The organism is Pseudobythopirellula maris (assembly GCF_007859945.1).
GTDB lineage: Bacteria > Planctomycetota > Planctomycetia > Pirellulales > Lacipirellulaceae > Pseudobythopirellula > Pseudobythopirellula maris.
Genome location: NZ_SJPQ01000003.1, coordinates 35,101 through 52,390 on the forward strand (window position 1 = coordinate 35,101; position 17,290 = coordinate 52,390).

16 protein-coding genes and 1 tRNA gene are annotated in these 17,290 nt (G+C 66.3%); 9 read left to right on the forward strand and 8 right to left on the reverse strand.

Annotated features, from left to right (window positions below; genetic code table 11):
* Positions 1-477: 477 nt before the first annotated feature.
* From Mal64_RS13060 to Mal64_RS13080, 5 genes are all read right to left on the reverse strand, one after another.
* Complete coding sequence (locus tag Mal64_RS13060; protein WP_146400942.1) at positions 478-981, reverse strand: lactoylglutathione lyase family protein; 504 nt, start codon at positions 979-981, stop codon at positions 478-480.
* A gap of 191 nt (positions 982-1,172) precedes the next feature.
* On the reverse strand, positions 1,173-1,688 hold the full coding sequence (locus Mal64_RS13065; RefSeq protein ID WP_146400944.1) for a hypothetical protein: 516 nt from the start codon (positions 1,686-1,688) through the stop codon (positions 1,173-1,175).
* Between the two features lie 233 nt (positions 1,689-1,921).
* Complete coding sequence (locus tag Mal64_RS13070) at positions 1,922-2,797, reverse strand: hypothetical protein (RefSeq protein ID WP_146400946.1); 876 nt, start codon at positions 2,795-2,797, stop codon at positions 1,922-1,924.
* A 36-nt stretch (positions 2,798-2,833) separates the two neighbouring features.
* Positions 2,834-4,633: an ATP-binding cassette domain-containing protein gene (locus Mal64_RS13075; RefSeq protein WP_146400948.1), complete on the reverse strand. Its 1,800-nt coding sequence runs from the start codon at positions 4,631-4,633 to the stop codon at positions 2,834-2,836.
* Positions 4,634-4,800: 167 nt separating this feature from the next.
* A tRNA-Asp gene (locus tag Mal64_RS13080) sits at positions 4,801-4,874 on the reverse strand.
* 468 nt (positions 4,875-5,342) lie between these two features.
* Between Mal64_RS13080 and Mal64_RS19870 the strand changes: the two genes are divergently transcribed.
* From Mal64_RS19870 to Mal64_RS13090, 3 genes are all read left to right on the forward strand, one after another.
* A complete protein-coding gene (locus Mal64_RS19870) occupies positions 5,343-5,510 on the forward strand; it encodes a hypothetical protein (protein WP_197525738.1) in 168 nt (55 codons plus the stop codon).
* A 45-nt stretch (positions 5,511-5,555) separates the two neighbouring features.
* Entirely contained in the window at positions 5,556-6,851 is a 1,296-nt protein-coding gene (locus Mal64_RS13085) for a GGDEF domain-containing protein (protein WP_146400950.1), read from the forward strand.
* Positions 6,852-6,934: 83 nt separating this feature from the next.
* On the forward strand, positions 6,935-7,690 hold the full coding sequence (locus tag Mal64_RS13090) for a hypothetical protein (protein WP_146400952.1): 756 nt from the start codon (positions 6,935-6,937) through the stop codon (positions 7,688-7,690).
* Positions 7,691-7,804: 114 nt separating this feature from the next.
* On the opposite strand, the gene Mal64_RS13095 is transcribed toward Mal64_RS13090, so the two are convergent.
* Positions 7,805-9,886 (reverse strand): hypothetical protein, encoded by a 2,082-nt coding sequence (locus Mal64_RS13095; RefSeq protein ID WP_146400970.1) that lies wholly within the window; start codon positions 9,884-9,886, stop codon positions 7,805-7,807.
* A gap of 341 nt (positions 9,887-10,227) precedes the next feature.
* Between Mal64_RS13095 and Mal64_RS13100 the strand changes: the two genes are divergently transcribed.
* The 5 genes from Mal64_RS13100 (at position 10,228) to Mal64_RS13120 (ending at position 13,580) form a co-directional block, all read left to right on the forward strand.
* Positions 10,228-10,566, forward strand: coding sequence for a hypothetical protein (locus Mal64_RS13100; RefSeq protein WP_146400972.1), 339 nt, complete (start codon positions 10,228-10,230; stop codon positions 10,564-10,566).
* Positions 10,567-11,060: 494 nt separating this feature from the next.
* Positions 11,061-12,341, forward strand: a complete 1,281-nt coding sequence (gene clpX / locus Mal64_RS13105; RefSeq protein WP_146400974.1) for an ATP-dependent Clp protease ATP-binding subunit ClpX — start codon at positions 11,061-11,063, stop codon at positions 12,339-12,341.
* Between the two features lie 280 nt (positions 12,342-12,621).
* Positions 12,622-12,870 carry a hypothetical protein gene (locus tag Mal64_RS13110; protein WP_146400976.1) on the forward strand — a complete coding sequence of 83 codons (249 nt, stop codon included), beginning with the start codon at positions 12,622-12,624 and terminating at the stop codon, positions 12,868-12,870.
* Positions 12,860-13,180, forward strand: a complete 321-nt coding sequence (locus Mal64_RS13115) for a type II toxin-antitoxin system RelE/ParE family toxin (RefSeq protein ID WP_146400978.1) — start codon at positions 12,860-12,862, stop codon at positions 13,178-13,180. Before Mal64_RS13110 ends, Mal64_RS13115 begins: the two co-directional genes overlap by 11 nt.
* 169 nt (positions 13,181-13,349) lie before the next feature.
* On the forward strand, positions 13,350-13,580 hold the full coding sequence (locus Mal64_RS13120) for a hypothetical protein (RefSeq protein WP_146400980.1): 231 nt from the start codon (positions 13,350-13,352) through the stop codon (positions 13,578-13,580).
* Here Mal64_RS13120 and Mal64_RS13125 read toward each other — a convergent pair.
* Positions 13,577-14,227 (reverse strand): Uma2 family endonuclease, encoded by a 651-nt coding sequence (locus Mal64_RS13125; protein WP_146400982.1) that lies wholly within the window; start codon positions 14,225-14,227, stop codon positions 13,577-13,579. The two genes, Mal64_RS13120 and Mal64_RS13125, sit on opposite strands and share 4 nt — an antisense overlap.
* A gap of 212 nt (positions 14,228-14,439) precedes the next feature.
* Between Mal64_RS13125 and Mal64_RS13130 the strand changes: the two genes are divergently transcribed.
* On the forward strand, positions 14,440-16,473 hold the full coding sequence (locus Mal64_RS13130) for a redoxin domain-containing protein (protein WP_197525739.1): 2,034 nt from the start codon (positions 14,440-14,442) through the stop codon (positions 16,471-16,473).
* Positions 16,474-16,490: 17 nt separating this feature from the next.
* Here Mal64_RS13130 and Mal64_RS13135 read toward each other — a convergent pair whose 3' ends face one another.
* Positions 16,491-17,213: a lamin tail domain-containing protein gene (locus Mal64_RS13135; protein ID WP_146400987.1), complete on the reverse strand. Its 723-nt coding sequence runs from the start codon at positions 17,211-17,213 to the stop codon at positions 16,491-16,493.
* Positions 17,214-17,290: the final 77 nt, after the last annotated feature.

The window sequence follows — 17,290 nt, forward strand, 5'->3', positions numbered from 1 at the left end:
TGCGGCGCCCAATTATCTTTGTAGCAGGCGTTTCACCTAATTTCGACAATCGCTTTTGGGCCAGCGCGCAGCAGCGATTCTTGGCCGCGCGCCGGTTTGTCGGAAGTCGTTTCCTTGGCGACGCTTAGCTCCGCGCCGCGGGCCTCGCCAAACCGGCCGCTCCGGGCGGGATTTTACCGGCTCGCTTTTTTGAGCGCTCCGCCGAGCGGGGAACCATCCGCCTACGGCGGACAGCGAAGCAACGACGCCGACGATCGCAGGATAGCGCGCCGCAGCGCGAAGAAGGTCCCACGCGACTAGCAGAATGTTAGGGTGGCTGGGTTCGCAGCCGCCAGGCGTAGCCCCCAGCTTTTGCAAGCAGACGCCCCCTTGGTGATTCCCCGGGGGCTCCGCTTCGCTACGACCCCGGGCACCCGGCGCTGTGGGTGACCTGTTTGCGAGGCAGTCTCGCCGGCGAGATCGCAAACAGGGCGGCGTTCAGCCATCGCCCTTCTGGTACGCGCCGGCCGAGTAGGTTAGCTCGTAGCTGTGCGAGTAGATCTCGATCAGGTTGCCGAACGGGTCTTCGCAGTAGACCATCCGGTACGGCTTGTCGCCGGGGTAGTACTCGCGGATCGGCATCCGCTGCTTGCCGCCGTTCTCGACGATCCGCTTGGCGAGTCCCTCCACGTCGGGGTCCTGGACGCAGAAGTGGAAGACGCCCGACTTCCAATACTCGAAGTTGTTCTCCGGCCGCTCGGCGTTCTTGAACTCGAACAGCTCGACGCCGACCCGGTCGCCCGTCGCCAGGTGAGCGATCCGGAAACGCTCCCAGCCTGCGCCGAAGACATCGGTGCACATCACCCCGATGGCGGATTCGTCTTCGGTCACTTCGGTCGGCGGCATGATGACGTACCAGCCGAGCGTTTCGGTGTAGAACGCGACGGCCCGATCCAGGTCGGTGACCGAGACGCCGATGTGAGAGAACGTGCGGGGGAACATGGCGTCTGCGGGGGTGAAAGGCTGTGGCGGCCGCTCCAGTGGCGACGCGGCCGGCTGCTCCCTTGCTAGCGGATCCGCGAGCCTGCCGGAAGGAGTGCCCGTGGATCCGCCGTGGGATTCAACGCACAATAGCGTTCGGGCGGAGTCCTTCGGAGTCACGGCGTCGCGGTTGCCGAGGCGGGCGGGCGGCGTTAGTAGTCGATCGGTCCCGCCTGGCAGGCGGCCTCTTTGAGCAGCGCGCGCTTGAGGTTCGGGTAGATCGACATGCCGGCGGTCGACAGCGCCAGCTCGGCGAAGGCCTCGGGGCCGTACTCGGCCTCGATGCGGGCGGCGGCTTCGGCGTCGGGCGTCTCGCCGCGGTGGACCGCGCGGGCGTAGCCGAGAACGTCTTGCAGGATGGGCGGCGCCTCGTCCGGGGCGACGAGCAGGCGGTCGAGCAGTTGGCGGTCGACGCCCGCCTCGATCGCAATCTTCAGGTTCAGCTGCAGGCAGGCGCCGCAGTCGGTCTCACGCATCACGCCAATGGCGGCCGCGCTGTAGGCCTCGACCGGCAGGCGGTCGCGGAACACCGTCATCGGCCTGGCGGCGGCGAAGACTTCAAAGGCCGCCGGCGAGCGGTCGAGCAGGTCTTCGAGGTAGCTCGTGTCGTAGCCGTAGTGCTCTTGAAACTGGCGTATCTCTTCGCGCCGATCTTCGGGCGTGGGCATCGCGGCGGTTCCTTGCGGGGCAGTCTGTCCCTAGCGGGGCAGGGGGCGGGGCATAGGGCGGATCCAATCCGCCCCACTGCTAGTCGCAAGCGGGCCCGCAACGGTTCGCCGAAAAGCGGGCGCCGCCGCAAAAACTTCACAATCCGCGTGCGGTCGAACGCCGCAGAGACGCCGTGACCGTTAGGCTTTTACGCTGTCCCCATCCGTGCAGAGCGTTTTCGTGCGCCGCCCACTTATTGGGAGAGCGATTCTACGAACGATTCATGTTGCTCACGGATTTCGTCGGATATCGGCATCAGCTCCTCAAAGAGCTTACGGAGACCGGCGTCTGGCAGGCCAAGCCACCCCGCTTGACCGACGGGGTACTCCACGAAGTAATTCGTACACGCCCAGCAAAACGAACTACGGAACAGAACTTCATCGCCGCGCTTGATCTCGACTCCGTAAATTGGAAAGTGGCACAAGGCGCCAAACTTCCTCTCCTCGGTCCGCAGCAGTTGCGCGAGCGCGGCGATCAGCCGCGCATTCTCCTCGCCGTTCAGCTCCTTGGACTGCAAGATCCGAGCTTCACGCCCGTAAGGGGAAATCTCGAACCCGGCTCCGGCCGGCAAGTCGTCTTGTTTTTTGCGCGGAGTCAAAGACTCGATGTCGAGCAAATGCATCGTAGCGGTAGTTGATTCCTCGATGTCGTCGGCGAGACGTTTGCGGTGCCAAAACTCTTGCGTCTCCCTAGCGCGCCAGCGGGCCTGTTCAACGGCTGCTCCTTGTTTCGACAAAAGCAAGAAGACCTTGCCGTCGGCGGCGTCGATGTCTGGCTCGCAATAGCCTCCGCCCAACTGAGCGATCGTACGCAAGGCGTGCTCCATCGGCATCTTGGAGATCATCACGTCGATGCGAGCTTGGAGGTATTTGTCAGGAACTGCGGTCCCGTAGCTGCGAGGCGAGACTTTCAGCCCCTTGTCGCCCAGAAGGTGATGGTAAGCTTCTTTAACAGTAACGTTTTCAGCGATAAGCGAAACCTTCTGAGCACGGAATCCCTCCGCATCCCATTCCGCGCAGGCGGCAGTGGACAAGAGCAGGGCGACCGCGGTGAAGATGCTTCGGCGCATGGCGTGTTCCTTGTGAATCGGCTTGGTTCGATTCTACTACGCCGTCCCCTCCAGCACCTCCCAGCGCGCGTAGGCCGAGTCGAGCTCCGCCTGGCGGTCGGCGGCGGCCTTCTGGCGATCGGCGATCCGTTTCGCGTCTTGCTGGTAGAACGCCGGGTCGGCCATCTCGGTGTGCAGCTCGGCGATCTGCGACTCCAGCTTCTCGATCTTCGCCGGCAGCGACTTGAGCTCGCGCTGCTCGTTGTACCCGAGTTTTGGTTGGTCGGCCTTCGGCGCCGGCTTGCCCTCGTCCTTCGCCTCCTTCTTCGTGTCCTTGGCGGCCTTGGCGGCCTTGGCGGTTCCCCCTTCTTCCTTCCGCTGGCGCAGCCAGTCGTCGTAGCCGCCCACGTATTCCTTCACGCCGCCCGGCTCGAACACGATGGTGCTGGTCACCACGTTGTTGAGGAACTCGCGGTCGTGGCTCACCGTGAGCAGCGTGCCGGTGAACTCGACCAGCCGCTCCTCGAGCATCTCGAGCGTCTCGGCGTCGAGGTCGTTGGTCGGTTCGTCGAGCACAATGACGTTGGCCGGCTTGGCGAACAGCTTGGCCAAGAGGATGCGGTTGCGCTCGCCGCCCGAGAGGAACTTGACCTGGGTGCGGGCGCGCTCGGGGGTAAACAAGAAATCTTGCAGGTAGCCGAGGATGTGCTTCGTCTGGCCGCCGATCACGACCGAGTCGCTCCCCTGGCCGACGTTCTCTTGCACGGTTTGGTCGTCGTCGAGCTGGCCGCGGAGCTGGTCGAAGTAGGCGATCTCGACGTTGGTTCCCATGCGCACCTCGCCCGCCTGCGGCGCGAGCTGGCCGAGCAGCACGCGGAGCAGCGTGGTCTTGCCGGCGCCGTTGGGGCCGACGATGCCGATCTTGTCGCCGCGCATGATCTCGGTCGAGAAGTCACCGAGGATCACCCGCTCGTCGTAGGCGAACGACACGCCCTCGGCCTTGGCCACCAGGCGGCCGCTGCGCTGGGCCTCTTGGATCTTGAGGTCGGCCTTGCCGACCTTGTCGCGTCGCTCGCTGCGTTCGACGCGCATCTCCTTGAGCGCCCGCACGCGGCCCTCGTTGCGTGTGCGGCGGGCCTTGATGCCTTGGCGGATCCAGCGTTCTTCCTCGGCCAGCCGTTTGTCGAACAACGCGTTCTGCTTCTCCTCGGCGGCGAGCTGCTGCTCTTTGCGTTTGAGGAACGTGTCGTAGTCGCAGGTCCAGTCGAAGAGCTTGCCGCGGTCGATCTCGAGGATGCGGCTCGCGAGGCGCCGCAGGAACGCCCGGTCGTGAGTGACGAACAGCAGCGCTTTGGGCCAGCGGCTGAGGAAATCTTCGAGCCACGTGATCGAGTCGATGTCCAGGTGGTTGGTCGGCTCGTCGAGCAGCAAGAGGTCGGGCTCGCCGACGATGGCCCGGGCCAAGAGCGCCCGCCGCTTCATGCCGCTCGAGAGCGAGTCGAACTCGGTGTCGGCGTCGAGCCCGACTTGGTCGAGGATGCGGTCGACGGCGGCCTCGACCTGCCACGCCTCGCGCCCCTCGGGCCAGCCTTGGCGGATGATGTCGGAGACCGTTCCCTCGACGCCACGCGGCACGTCCTGTGGCAGCTCGGCCACGCGGGCGCCGGCCGAGAGCACGAGCTTGCCGTGGTCGGGGGTCTGCTCACCGGTGAGCAGCCGCATGAGGGTGCTCTTGCCTGCGCCGTTGCGGCCTAACAGGCCGATGCGTTCGCGCGGCTCGACAACGCACGACACGCCGTCCAGCAGCGCCGGTCCGCGGAAGCCGATGGTCAAGTTGTCGAGCGTGACGAGGGGCATGGGGGAATGCGGAGTGCGGGATTCGGAATGCGGAATGAAAGCAGGGGGAGGGGCGTGTCGACGCGTCGGCGCGTGATTCCGCAATCCGAAATCCGCACTCCGCATGACGCCCTGGGTACAAAAAAACCCTGCCCGATCGGCGAAACCGACCAGACAGGGTCTTGGAGCGACGCGGACGGGACTCGAACCCGCAACCTCCGGATCGACAGTCCGGGGCTCTAACCAATTGAGCTACCGCGCCTTGGTGGGCGACTCGTCGGCGGTTGGCTTTCGCTTGTGGCCCCCCATTCGGGAGACCATTCCGTCGGCGAGTCCCACAGTTTAGGTCGCACGCCCGGGGGCGTCAACGCCCGGCCGGGGCCGATTGGCCTAAGTCAGTTATCGCCGCAGGCCGCGGGGTTTTTCCCCCAGGCTTCTTTACTTCGGCCGGGCGCGGGTCGCGGCTCCAGCCGCTTTGGGCGCCAGATTTTTTCGGCCGCGACCGGGGCCAAGACAGCTAACTAGGCCGGGGGAAAGCCAGCGCGGGGCTCCGGTAATGCCGGTCCTAGGGGCCCGGGCCGGCTGGCGACGCCCGAGGGGCTCGCCGCAACCCGCGGTTCCGCTCGGCGGGCCTCCGCTGCGGAGGGGTGTGGCCTAGGTTTGAGTAGCGCAAGCGCCCCACCAACACCTCGAATCGTCCCCATCCTTGCAACGAACGGGCCCGGCAGCCATGGATCAAGCCAGCGATTTTATCCGCAACCTGCTCACCGACGCTTACGCCGACTCGTGGCGGTGGTTCAACGGCCTGACCCGTGAGGAATGGATGATCGTGCTCGCGTTCACCTCGGCTTGCGGGTTCTTGTTCATGCGGGGCATGGGCAACCGCAAGGAATACTGAGCCGCCTCGCGCGCCGCCAAGGCCCGAGCGCCCACTCCCCCCACCATGCCGATGTATTATCTCACCGGAATCCCAGAGACGGCCGGCTTGGCCGCCGTGGCGCTGATCGGCTATCTGTGGGGCCGCAGCCAGCGGCGCCACGCGGCCCACGTGCCTCAGAGCGAGGAGCTGGTCGTGGCGACCGAGATCGCCCGCCGACTCGAGGCAATCGCCGATTCGTTGCGCAAAGACCTCGCCTCGCACCGGGCGCGTGTCGAGCGGTTCAAGCACGAGTTGCGCCGCGTCGAAGAGCGGGGCGACATGGGTTCCTTGAAGGCGCTGCGCAGCGAGGCGGAGGAGATGCTCGTCCCCACGCTCAAGCTCGTCGGCCAGCTGTCGAACGCGTACGACAGCATCCGCAAGCAGACCCAAGCGCTCACCAATTTTAGCGGCGGCCGCACCGATCCGCTCACCGGCCTGCACAACAGCCGCGCGTTGCACGAGCGGCTCGAGGTGGAACTGCAAGGCAACGAGTCGGGCCGCGGCTGCCTGACGATCGCCGTGGTCAGCGTCGACACCCCCGCCGGAGGCTGCGACTCGGCCGAATCGACCCAACGCCTGCGCGAGGCGTCTGAAGTGGTGCGTCGCCAACTGCGGCACCGCGACTTTGTCGCCCGCTACGGCGCCGACGAGCTGGTGGTCGTCATGCCGCAAACCCGGCTCGCCGGGGGGTGCGTGTTCGCCGACCGGCTGCGCAACGCGGTGCTCGAACGGTGCGGGCTGTCGGTCTGCATCGGGCTGACCGAGTCGCTGCCGGCCGACGCCGCCAAGAGCCTGCTGAGCCGTGGCGATTCGGCGCTCTACAGCGCCCGCGCCGCCGGCGGCGCGGCGACCTACCTGCACACGGGGCAAACCATCCGCGCCGCCGTCAGCAAAACGCCGCCGCCCGCGACCGAGTCGCCGATCGGCGGCGCCTCGACGCAGCAAGCCGACGGCGCTTGGCCCGAGGACGATTGGCCGCAGGACGACGGCCCGACGCTGCTCCGTCTGGTGACCGACGCCGATCTGTCAGACGACGCCGAGTTGACTGACGACGCCAAAGAATCACGGGAAGAGACGCAAGAGGGGACGCCCGACGCGACCCCCGAGGAGCCCGCCGACGCCGGCGCCGCCGTTGAGACCATGCTCGAAGAGGTCGACCGCGTGCTCGACGAGGTCGATTCGATGTCGGAAGACGCCGCAGCCAGCGAGCCCCCCGCTCAGAGCGGCGCCGATGAGGGCGTCGACGCGTTCGACGCCGACGAAACGGGCTGCGAGGACGAGGCCGCCAAGGCCGACGGCGTTGCGACAGCGACGACTTAGGGCGTAGAATCACCCTATTGCCGCAGATCGCCCAACCCCTCTTTCGCGCTAAGGTTTTCAATCGCCTCCGCGCTCCCGTGCCGATGCCAAAACCACTCTTCACGCAGCGTTCCACGCAAGCGATCACGTTCTTGTTGGTCGCGGCTGTCGGGCTCGCCGTTGCGGCGCGCCCCGCCCAGGCCCAGGACGGCGCGACAGGGTCGCCCGATGGCGCCGCGCCCAAGTACAAGTTGACGATCGACAGCCAAGTTTACGACGTGCCGGTGGGCGAGGCGTTCGCGGTGCGGATCGATGGCCGGCGGGTCGCCATGCGGCTCGACCCCGAGGCGTTCCGCACCTTCGACGAGGCGGGCGTTTCTTTCAACTTCCCCGGCGCCTACCAGTCGGATAAGAACGACGCCGACCAAGCCGTCACGATCTGGACGTTCCAGGGAAAAACGTCGGCCGTCATGCTGCAACGCTATTCGTCCGAGCTCGACCCGTTCGCGCTGCGCGACGTGCTTGTGGGCAACATCGTGGAGCGCTATGGCGAGAAACGCGTCGAGCGCCGCACGGTGAAGCTCCGCGGCCAAGAACGCAGCTACGAGGGGATCCAGATCGAGGCGCCCGGCGGAGCGGCCGCCGACGGCGACTACAAGACGCGCGTGCTGCAGAACGTGTTCACGTTCGCCAACCGCCAGGGGGTGTTCGCCCTGATCGTGCAAGACGCGCGCAGCAATCCCGACGAGGAGTCGAGTGAGTACCGCGACGCGCTCAAGCTGATGGGGGCGTCGCTCGTGACCGGGCCTGAGCCGGCGCCGACGGCGCCGACAGACGGGGGGGACGCTGGGGGGCGTTGATGGGGGCGCCCTCCCCGCCCTTACGGGCGGGGCTCGCCTTTAGCGCTTCGATCGGCGTGTTTGTTAGGAACTCCGGCCCGCTAGGGTGGGGGGAGAACCACGGTCACTCCACCCTCACCGCACGCCGCGGATCACCCCCGCCGGGCGTGGCAGGTCGAGCGTCACCGGCTCGGGCACGTCCACCGTGGTGGTGTTGCCCGCCAGGTCGCTCGCTTCGAGCCTGAGGAACAGCCGCCCCGGCAGGTGGCGTTGCAGCCGCCACGAGTGCGAGCCGCTGTTCGCCAGCCGCGTGGCGATCGGGATCCAAGGGCCGGTCGGCCGGTCGCTGTAATAGAGATTGATCGGATCGGGGCTCAAGCGCTGGTCGTCGACTCGCCAGTCGATCACCAAGTGGTCGGCGAAGTAGCCCTCGCCTTGCCGCACGCGCAGCACCTCGGCGTTCGGCTGGCGTAAATCGACCACCACCGACAATTCGGGCCGGTCGCCGGGCTGAGGCGTTTCGGGCTCCAGCCCGCCCACGCTCTCGACGATCACCCGGAAGCCGTATTCTCCTTCGCCCGGCGCGGTGACGTGGATCGGGCTCTGGTTGTCGGAGTCGATCGCGAAGCGGCGCCACGAGCGGCCGCCGTCGGCGGTGCCCCAGAGTTCGACCTTGGCGACGCCCCATTGGCCCACGTCGGCCAGCTCGTACTCGACTTCAAAGTCGGTCCGATTGACGCACCGCATGTCGATCGGCTGACTCGCCCGCAGGGCGCCGTGCGGGCGGGCGCCGTTGTCCGCGTGGGTCGCGCGCCCCGTTGGCGCCGATCCGCTTGCCGAGTGGCTGTTGCTCGCCTGGTGATAGAGACCCTGGTTGCTCGGCGGGGCCGAAGCGACCGGCGGCCGGTAGGTCGGCGCCGGGGCGGGCCACGGCTGCGACTGCGGTGGCGGCGGGGCCAATGCCGTCGGCGCCGGGCTGTCGAGGGCCCGCCACCCGGAGGTGGACGACGTCGTCGAGGCCAGCGCGCCGGCCTGGGAGCCCATCGGGCGCCTCGGCTGAACCGCGGGGCGGGCTGGGGCGTTCGGCGTTTGCGTGGCGACCTGGTCAAACAACGACGGTTGACGCTCGTACGGCCCAAACGGGTTGCGCGGCACGCCAGCGCCGGCGGCGCCGAGCTGCGGGCCTTCGGCCTGGAGACCCGGGGCTTGGTAGGGACCGGGCTCGCTCTGGCCGGTCACTCTTTGTTCGGAGTCTTGGGGCCAATCGGGCGCCCGTGGCCAGTCGCTCGGCGGGCCGGCGATCGGCGCCGCTTGGAGCGCCACCACTGCGCCCGCCTCGGAACGGTTGCCCGCGCGGTCCTCGATCGCGGCCCGCAACTCGACCCGGCTGCAGCCGACGGGCGGGCGCCAGGCGGCCGCGGTGCGGCCCTCTTCGCCGCCGTAAGAGGCCGAGGCCACGGGGCGCGGTTCGACCGGCGCCCAATCGGGCTGGCCGTCGCCGCGGGCGTATAGTCGCAGCTTCGACAGGTCGAGCGTCGTGTCGCGCACGGCGCAGTCGATCTCAACTTCGCCGCGGTCGTTCAGCCGGCCCTCGAGCGCGGTGAACACCGGCAGCCGCGTGTCGACCACCACCCGCAACTCGGGCGTGAGCTCGCCGGCGGGGTTGGCTCGGCCGGCCCGGTCGTAGGTGCGAATCGCGAAGCAGTATTCGCCGTCTCCCTCGGCTTGGTAGACGAACGAGCGCACGTGCGGCTGGGCGCGGCCCGCTTCGCGCCAGGTGGCGCCGCCGTCGGTCGACGCGTAAAGAGCCACCTGCGAGGCGGTCGAGGGGTGCGCGGCGGTTGACCAGCGGTAGGGGATCGCCAAGCTGTGCTGCCGCCAGTAAAGCGGCGCAGCGGCCACAGCCGGCGCCGCAACCGGGGCCGGGGCCGGGGCCGAAGCGGCGGCGTAGGGCGACGCGCTCCCGGGCGCCATGGCGTACGGCGATGATGCGTAAGGAGATGAAGCGATGGGCGAACGGGCGGGCCTGGGGCCGGCGGCGGTGTTGCCGCTGTGGCCGTTCGCCGGAGTGCTGTTCGCCGGGTAGCCGCCGCTCGCCGGGTAGCCATAGGCCGATTGCCCTCGCGCATCGCCCGCCAGCGCGCAGACCAAGCCTCCCGCCATCAATACGGCGGCCGCTGAGCGGGCGAGGTTCGGTTGTCGGCGGGGGCTCGACATGGAGTGGCGGCTGCCTCGAATCGTGGCGATCGTGGCGGCAGGGACGATGGGGAATGGGGCGGCGGGGAATGGGGCCGACCTCGCGGTCTAGGCCCTTGGGCTATCTAGGAGGATCGGCAGGCCGGGCGGAAGCGATAAGCCACGCCACGCGGCCCTGGGACGAAAAGCGTGGTTCTGTCGGCCCTCAGGCCCCACGATCGGCAGGAGCCCCCAGGTCGCCGTGCTCGGGAGGCTTTGCGGGTTTGGCGAACATTGCTGGACGCCCATCCACGAGACCCCCATAATAGAAGGCTGAGCAGCGCCGCCCGGCGCCCGCGCCCGCGACGCACCCCAGTGAGCCGATGCTGACGATTCCTCCGATGGCCCAAGCGGCGTTGTTGTTCGCGTTGATCCTGGCCTTAGCGGCGGGCGCATTTTGGCTCGTGAGAAGTTGGACGGGTCGCGACGCCGAAGACGGGCCCGAGGCGAGCGAGCTGCTCACGAAGTTCCGGGAAGTCCACTCTCGGGGTGGGCTGAGCGACGACGAGTTCCGAACAATAAAAACGAAGCTAGCACCGGAGCTTGGGGCCGAGGGTCTTCCTGAGAAGTCAGGAACGCCCACCCCCGCCGAGCCCGACCCTCCGCTCGATGGGGACCACGGCCACGTGGACCACGAAGACGAGCCGAGAGACGGGCGATAGCGGAGCGGCGAGCTACGGATTGCCGGCGACGGCCGACGCCCACACGACGCGGGGGGGAGAGGCCAAGTTGGATCGTTAAGGGGTTTTTCCGCTCGAGAGTCGAGCGGGGTGGCGGTTGGGAAAGATGTGCGGCTAGCAGACAGCACGCTAGCGGTTTCTTATTCTTCCCGCCGATGAACGGAACCCGTAGGCGATGCGTATCGTGACACAACGCTGCTCGAAGAGAGCGTGGACAAGGAAGCCCCGCACTGCGTGGAGGCGAGCGAACCGATCCGCTGAGGCTTGAGGGAATCGACCGGGGACGCCGACGGGACGTGCGGCAGACCCTTCCTCTGAGCTTTACGATCAAGCCTGGCTGATCCCGTCAAACGGGTGGGCCCGGTTACAGGTTCGCAAGCACCGAGCGACACCAAAGGACGCACCAGTGGCGAGACGCCGGGTCTCTTGAGAGACCCACCCAGGCGCCTCCCGCGGAACGGGGAACAAAACTCTACATGGCCACAACCAAAGACATCGGCGCCTCGCGGCGAGGCAGCACGTCCAAGAAGAACGCCTTCTGTTCTTTCTGTCGCAAGAGCTACCGCGACGTCGGCCCGCTCGTTGAGGGCCCCGGCGACGTGTACATCTGCGGCGAGTGCATCGAGCTCTGCCAGTCGATCCTCGACCAAGAGCGCAAGCGTCGCGGCTCGAGCAAGCAGCTGTTCACCAAGATCCCCACGCCGCGTGAGATTGTCGCCGAACTCGACAACTACGTCATCGGCCAAGACTCCGCCAAGCGGGTGCTCGCCGTCGCCGTGCACAGCCACTACAAGCGGCTCGTGGCGGCCGAGGACGAGGGCGACGTCGATATCGACAAGTCCAACATCTTGCTGGTCGGCCCCACCGGCTGCGGCAAGACCCTGCTCGCCAAGACCCTGGCCCGCAGCCTCAACGTGCCGTTCGCCATCGGCGACGCCACCACGCTGACCGAGGCGGGCTACGTGGGCGAGGACGTTGAGAACCTGCTGCTCAAGCTGCTGCACGCCGCCGACTTCGACGTCGAGTCCGCCCAGCGAGGCATCCTCTACATCGACGAGATCGACAAGATCGGCAAGACGAGCCAGAACGTCTCGATCACCCGCGACGTGTCGGGCGAGGGCGTCCAGCAGGCGCTCTTGAAGATGCTCGAAGGCACCACCGCCAACGTGCCCCCGCAGGGCGGCCGCAAGCACCCCGAGCAGCAGTACATCCAGCTCGACACGACGAACATCCTGTTCATCTGCGGCGGCACCTTCGCCGGCGTCGAAGACGTGGTCCGCAAGCGGCTCGGCAAACGGTCGATCGGCTTCAGCCAAGACGTCGAGCAGACCGAAGAGGTGAGCTTCGCCGAGGCGATCTCGCAGGTGACGGCCGACGACCTGATCGAGTACGGCATGATCCCCGAGCTGGTCGGTCGCTTGCCGGTTGTGAGCAGTTTGCGTCCCTTGGACGAATCGGCTCTCGTTCGGGTGCTCACCGAGCCGAACAATGCTCTTACCAAGCAGTACCAACGCCTCTTCAGCATGGAAGAGGCCGAGCTGCAGTTCACCCCGGGGGCGCTCGACGCGATCGCCCGCCGGGCGCACGAACGCGAGACCGGCGCCCGCGGCCTGCGGTCGATCATCGAGACCGTGATGCTCGACATCATGTTCGACCTGCCCGACCAGCCGCGCGGCAATCGATACAACGTGACCGAGGGTGTTGTCAGCGGCGCCGAGAAGCTGTTCGGCGACGCCCCGGAGAAGAAGTCGGCGTAGCCGACAGAGATTCGAGGTCAGAGGCGAGAGGTCAGAAAAGAGAAGAACGAAGAGGGCAGGATTGAATCATCATCCCTGACCTCCGACCTCTCACCTCCCGCCTCTCCAATTCATCGGGCGACGTTCAACCTTGGGGCGGGGGCGCATTAGACGCTGCCGCCGCCAAGCGTCGAGTCGCCCTTAATAACGACACGGGCCCCGCGAGCATTGGTTTCGCGGGGCCCGTTTTGTGTTGGGGGAATTGATGGACTCGCCTAGGCAAAAGAGTTAAAATTGAGACATGGAGTCCTTCAACGAGCAGACCGAATCTCTACTGCAAAGCAACGGCGGACCGCTGAATCTTGCGGGCCAGCTAGGCGACTACGTCGTGATGCGTCGTGACGTCTACAACGCCATGCTCGGCCTGGGCGAGGACGACGAAGCGGAAACGCTCGCTTCGGTGCGACGTGGACTGGCCGATGTCGATGCCGGACGCACCCAAGACGCCAACGAGGCACTTGCACGCTTGAAGCGGCGTTATGCCACGTAAGCCGGTCCGATTCACGGACGAGTCGCTCAGGCAGATCGAAACGATCGGCGACTATATCGCCGTAGATTCTCCCGAATCCGCGTTGGCATGGATCGAACGTTTCCACCGTGCTGCGATGGCACTCGCGGATTTCCCGGAAAGCCACGCGGTGCTCTACACCGTGGAACAAGCGGGCCGCGAAGTGCGACAGACTTTCTTCGGCGTGTACCGCATCCTCTACGAAGTCCGCTCAGACGTGGTCAACGTGCTCACGGTTCGCCATGGCGCCCGACGACCGATTGGGCCAGAGGAGATTAAGGGAATCGCGTAGGCTAACAACCATGGACCCCACATTCATCTTAATCTTATTGATCGCTGTCTCGTTGGTTGTAGCTTGGGTCTGCACGGAGTTCCAGCCACGCAGGGGACTGCGACTTCTCTTCGGATTCCTCGCGATCGGGTTTTGTTATCTGATCGCGGCGGTGGTAGGCGCCCTTCAGATGCTTACTGCCAGCGCGTGGTACAGCGGGGCCTCGTCCGAGCTGATCGACGCCACGATCTCGCAGCTCGAGGCGGGCAATCAAGAGCGAGTCATCGATTCGCTCAAGGAACTGCACAAAGAGTTCCGGCCCTCCTATGAAAGCAGCAATTACGACGAGCTCGTTGAAAAGGCGGTTCAACAGATGACACGGGCTGAAGAGCCGCGATGGGAAGCCCACGACCAACCCTAAGAATTGTCGCCCGCCTGAGAAGGCGGCAGCATCTCGGCGACGCGGAGCGTCGCCCCCGGCAAGGCGAGCGGGCTCACCTCGCCCGTCTCGGGTATCACGGTCAACTGCGCATAACGCCAGCCGAACCGGCTCTCGCCGTTCTGAGTGGGCTGGCGATGGACGACGAGCTCGCGTCGGACCAGGTCGAGGACCCAGTAATCGTGGGTCCCCGTCGAAGCGTAGAGGTCGGCCTTCGCCCCTTTGTCGTACGACTGCGTCGTCTTACTAACCTCAACGGCGAGTAAGGCAGTTGTGGGGTGGTCATCCATGACGCGCCGAGGGCCTTCGATCACGGCGACATCGGGCTCGGGCTCCGAGTGCTCACTCGCCGCCACAGAAGCTTGGCTCCGGACCCAGTAAGCCTCTCCAAAGGCTTTCTCAAGCAAGCTTCTCAGGTTGTCAATGCCGAAGAAGTGCTCCTCGCTCTGTGGCGACAGTTCGATGATCTCCCCGTCGATGAGTTCGACCCGCTTGTCCACGAACCATCCCTGCTCGGCCAGCAGGTGATACTCCTCGCGGGTCCACCGCTTAGGCTGCACACCCTCGAGCCGGCCCACGAGGCCTGTCGCGGCGGAGGAGATGTCGGTGGGAAACGGTGCGGAAGCCATGCCTGTATTCTACCGCAATCCGATCACGAGCCCAAATCTTTCCCGGCGGCTCTAGTACCCACAGTAAACAGTGCAGACCAACTTCCTGCGCAGAGCGACAACAAGCCTTGATCGACAGCCGCAACGGGCGCCGGCTACAATCAAACCTCTGAAGATATGACCTCTCGGAACAGGAGGCAGCGGTGAGGAATCTTTCTCAACGGACAAGACACGTGCTGACGGCGTTGCTGCTGCTTACGAGCTGTGGCGTCGCCCGCGCCCAACCCACGGTCATCGAGCCGTTCGCGCTGCACGACTCGCGCGGCGCCCTGCACTCGCTGGAGGACTGGTCGGCCAGCCCGGCCGTGGTGGTCGTGTTCCTCGGGACCGAGTGCCCGCTGGCGAAGCTCTACGCCGAGCGGCTGGTGGATCTCCAGCGGCGATACCGTGAGCGGGGCGTCGTGTTTGTCGGCGTCAACTCGAACGATCAAGACACGCTCCGCGAGATCGGCCGCTACGTCACCCAGCACGGGATCGATTTCCCGGTGCTCAAGGACCCCGACCAGCGGGCGGCCGACCTGTTCGGCGCCGTGCGCACCCCGGCGGCGTACCTGCTCGACTCGAAACGCCGCGTCCGCTACCGGGGCCGCATCGACGACCAATACGGCGTCGGTTCCTCCCGGCCCGAGCCGACGGTGCATTATCTGGCCGACGCGATCGACCAACTGCTCGCAGGCGAGCCGATCGCCACGCCCGAGACTGCGGCCATCGGCTGCGTCATCGGGAGGGCGTCGCGCCACGCGCCGACGGGCGACATCACTTTCGCTAAGCACGTCTCGCGGGTGCTCAACCAGCATTGCGTGCGATGCCATCGCGCGGGGCAGATCGCGCCATTTGAGCTCTCGACTTACGACGACGCCGTCGCCTGGTCGGCGACGATGCTCGAGACCGTCAACGAGGGGCGCATGCCGCCGTGGCACGCCAACCCGGCCCACGGCGAGTTCGTCAACGACACGCACATGCCCGCCGCGGACAAGCAGACGCTGACCCGCTGGGTGGAGAACGGCATGCCCGAGGGCGACCCGGCCGACCTGCCCGAGCCGCCCGAGTATCCGTCCGAATGGCGGATCGGCGAGCCCGACCTCGTGCTCGCGATGCCCGAGTCGTTCGACGTGCCGGCTAAAGGGGTTGTTGACTACCAGTACTTCGAGGCGCACGAGCCGTTCGAGAAGGACGTGTGGGTGAAGGCGTCGGAGATCCGTCCCGGCAACCCGTCGGTGGTTCATCACGCGTTTGTCTATTACCTGCCGCCGGGCCAGGACGATCCGCACGACGAGGACCCGCTGATCAACGCCATCGCCGGCTTCGCGCCCGGCATGCCGGCCACCCTCTGGCCCGAGGGGCACGCCCGGCTGATCCCCGCCGGCTCGCGGCTCTTCTTCCAGATGCACTACACCCCCACCGGCAGCCCGCAGACCGACCAGACCGAGGTCGGCCTCGTGCTGGCCGACCCGTCGGAACGCCTCAAGGAGATCCGGTTCGGCATCGCCGTGAACACCGACCTCCGCATCCCGCCGCACGCGGCCGACCACGTCGTGCACGCCGGTTACGGCTTCACCCAAGACACGCTCGTTCACGCGCTGATCCCGCACATGCACTTCCGCGGCAAGGCGTTCCGGTTCACGGCCCACTACCCCGACGGCAAGAAAGAGGTGCTGCTCGACGTGCCGCGTTACGACTTCAATTGGCAGAACGCTTATGAACTGGTCGAGCCGAAGTTGATGCCCGAGGGCGCCGAACTGATCTGCCGGGGCGTGTTCGACAACTCGGCGGACAACCCCGCCAACCCCGATCCCAGCAAAGAAGTGCGGTGGGGCGACCAGTCGTGGGACGAGATGATGCTCGGCTCGTTCGTCACGAGTCAGCCCGATTGGATCGGCCCCGGCGAGTACCCCAAGGTGACGCCCGCGGGCGACGGCCGGTTCACCGTCGAGTTCCGCTACAAGCCGACCCATCAGAAGGCCAACACGGTCGCCGTGGCCGGGAGCTTCAACGGCTGGAGCGCCGACAAGAACCCCTTAGCGGGCCCCGACGACGAGGGCTACTACCGCGGCTCGCTCGAGTTGGATCGCGGCGTGTACGAGTACAAGCTCGTCGTCGACGGCGACCGCTGGATCTACGACCCCGAGAACCCCGACCGAGTCGGCCCGTTCACGAACAGCGGGCTTCGCGTGGCGCCGGCGACTGAACGATCGGTATCGCGATGACCGATGGCCGCGAGCGTTTAGCCGCGGGTGCGGACGAAGCCGAAGGCGCCGGTCGAAACCAGCAGGGCCCAGGCGATCAAGGAGCTAGGCTCGGGGATCGCGGCCGTTGCGGGACCGACGCCCGGGCTGCCAACATCGTCGCCGACATTCCCCGCATCTAGCGTGCTCACGTAAGCCCCGTCGACGCCACTCTGACTAACGGCGAAGCTGCCCTGGTCTGCTAAGTCGGTCAAGGCGACCGATGGACCGCTCGAAGCAAGATCGGGGTAAGCGACACTGAGGATCGTATTGGCGTGGGCAGCATGGTCTCCTGAATAATCGGCGAAGCTGCCCCACAGGCCGATCGTGTCGCCGCCGTTGTTGAGCCCCATCGCCGACCAGTGCGTGACCGCGACCAAGTTGATCCCGGCGCCCCAAGCCGCAGTGAAATCGGATGCCGAGATATCGTCGGCATTGTAGAGCACCGCAAAACCGCTGACCGGAATCAAACCTGCTGCGATGTTAGCGGACCCATGGGCTGTACCGTTGTTGTCGTCGATGACGGAACCCGCCAGGTCAACGGCAGCCGGCCCGGAGTTGTATAACTCAACCCACTCCCAATTGTCTTCGGGGCTCGCAGGATCGTACATGACCTCCGAGATCACGATCGACGCCTGCGCCACCGCAGCGAACGCCATCGCCAGCAGGGCGGCGAAAACAACGGGCGTGAAACGAGGAGCCGTCAGAGTTTGCTTCGTCATGGGGGCAGCTTGGTAAGAGTGGATCGCCTGAGACACTCCGCAGGGGCCAACTTAAGGGGGGACGGCGCCCAGTGGCA

Excerpts from the sequence above, each read along its gene's own strand:
- Mal64_RS13120 (WP_146400980.1), top strand. The coding sequence starts at position 13,350 with ATGCTTACTGCCAGCGCGTGGTACAGCGGGGCCTCGTCCGAGCTGATC.
- clpX (WP_146400974.1), top strand. The coding sequence starts at position 11,061 with ATGGCCACAACCAAAGACATCGGCGCCTCGCGGCGAGGCAGCACGTCC.
- Mal64_RS13060 (WP_146400942.1), bottom strand. The coding sequence starts at position 981 with ATGTTCCCCCGCACGTTCTCTCACATCGGCGTCTCGGTCACCGACCTG.
- Mal64_RS13135 (WP_146400987.1), bottom strand. The coding sequence starts at position 17,213 with ATGACGAAGCAAACTCTGACGGCTCCTCGTTTCACGCCCGTTGTTTTC.
- Mal64_RS13100 (WP_146400972.1), top strand. The coding sequence starts at position 10,228 with ATGCTGACGATTCCTCCGATGGCCCAAGCGGCGTTGTTGTTCGCGTTG.
- Mal64_RS19870 (WP_197525738.1), top strand. The coding sequence starts at position 5,343 with ATGGATCAAGCCAGCGATTTTATCCGCAACCTGCTCACCGACGCTTAC.
- Mal64_RS13090 (WP_146400952.1), top strand. The coding sequence starts at position 6,935 with ATGCCAAAACCACTCTTCACGCAGCGTTCCACGCAAGCGATCACGTTC.
- Mal64_RS13065 (WP_146400944.1), bottom strand. The coding sequence starts at position 1,688 with ATGCCCACGCCCGAAGATCGGCGCGAAGAGATACGCCAGTTTCAAGAG.
- Mal64_RS13125 (WP_146400982.1), bottom strand. The coding sequence starts at position 14,227 with ATGGCTTCCGCACCGTTTCCCACCGACATCTCCTCCGCCGCGACAGGC.
- Mal64_RS13075 (WP_146400948.1), bottom strand. The coding sequence starts at position 4,633 with ATGCCCCTCGTCACGCTCGACAACTTGACCATCGGCTTCCGCGGACCG.
- Mal64_RS13110 (WP_146400976.1), top strand. The coding sequence starts at position 12,622 with ATGGAGTCCTTCAACGAGCAGACCGAATCTCTACTGCAAAGCAACGGC.
- Mal64_RS13085 (WP_146400950.1), top strand. The coding sequence starts at position 5,556 with ATGCCGATGTATTATCTCACCGGAATCCCAGAGACGGCCGGCTTGGCC.
- Mal64_RS13095 (WP_146400970.1), bottom strand. The coding sequence starts at position 9,886 with ATGTCGAGCCCCCGCCGACAACCGAACCTCGCCCGCTCAGCGGCCGCC.
- Mal64_RS13115 (WP_146400978.1), top strand. The coding sequence starts at position 12,860 with ATGCCACGTAAGCCGGTCCGATTCACGGACGAGTCGCTCAGGCAGATC.
- Mal64_RS13070 (WP_146400946.1), bottom strand. The coding sequence starts at position 2,797 with ATGCGCCGAAGCATCTTCACCGCGGTCGCCCTGCTCTTGTCCACTGCC.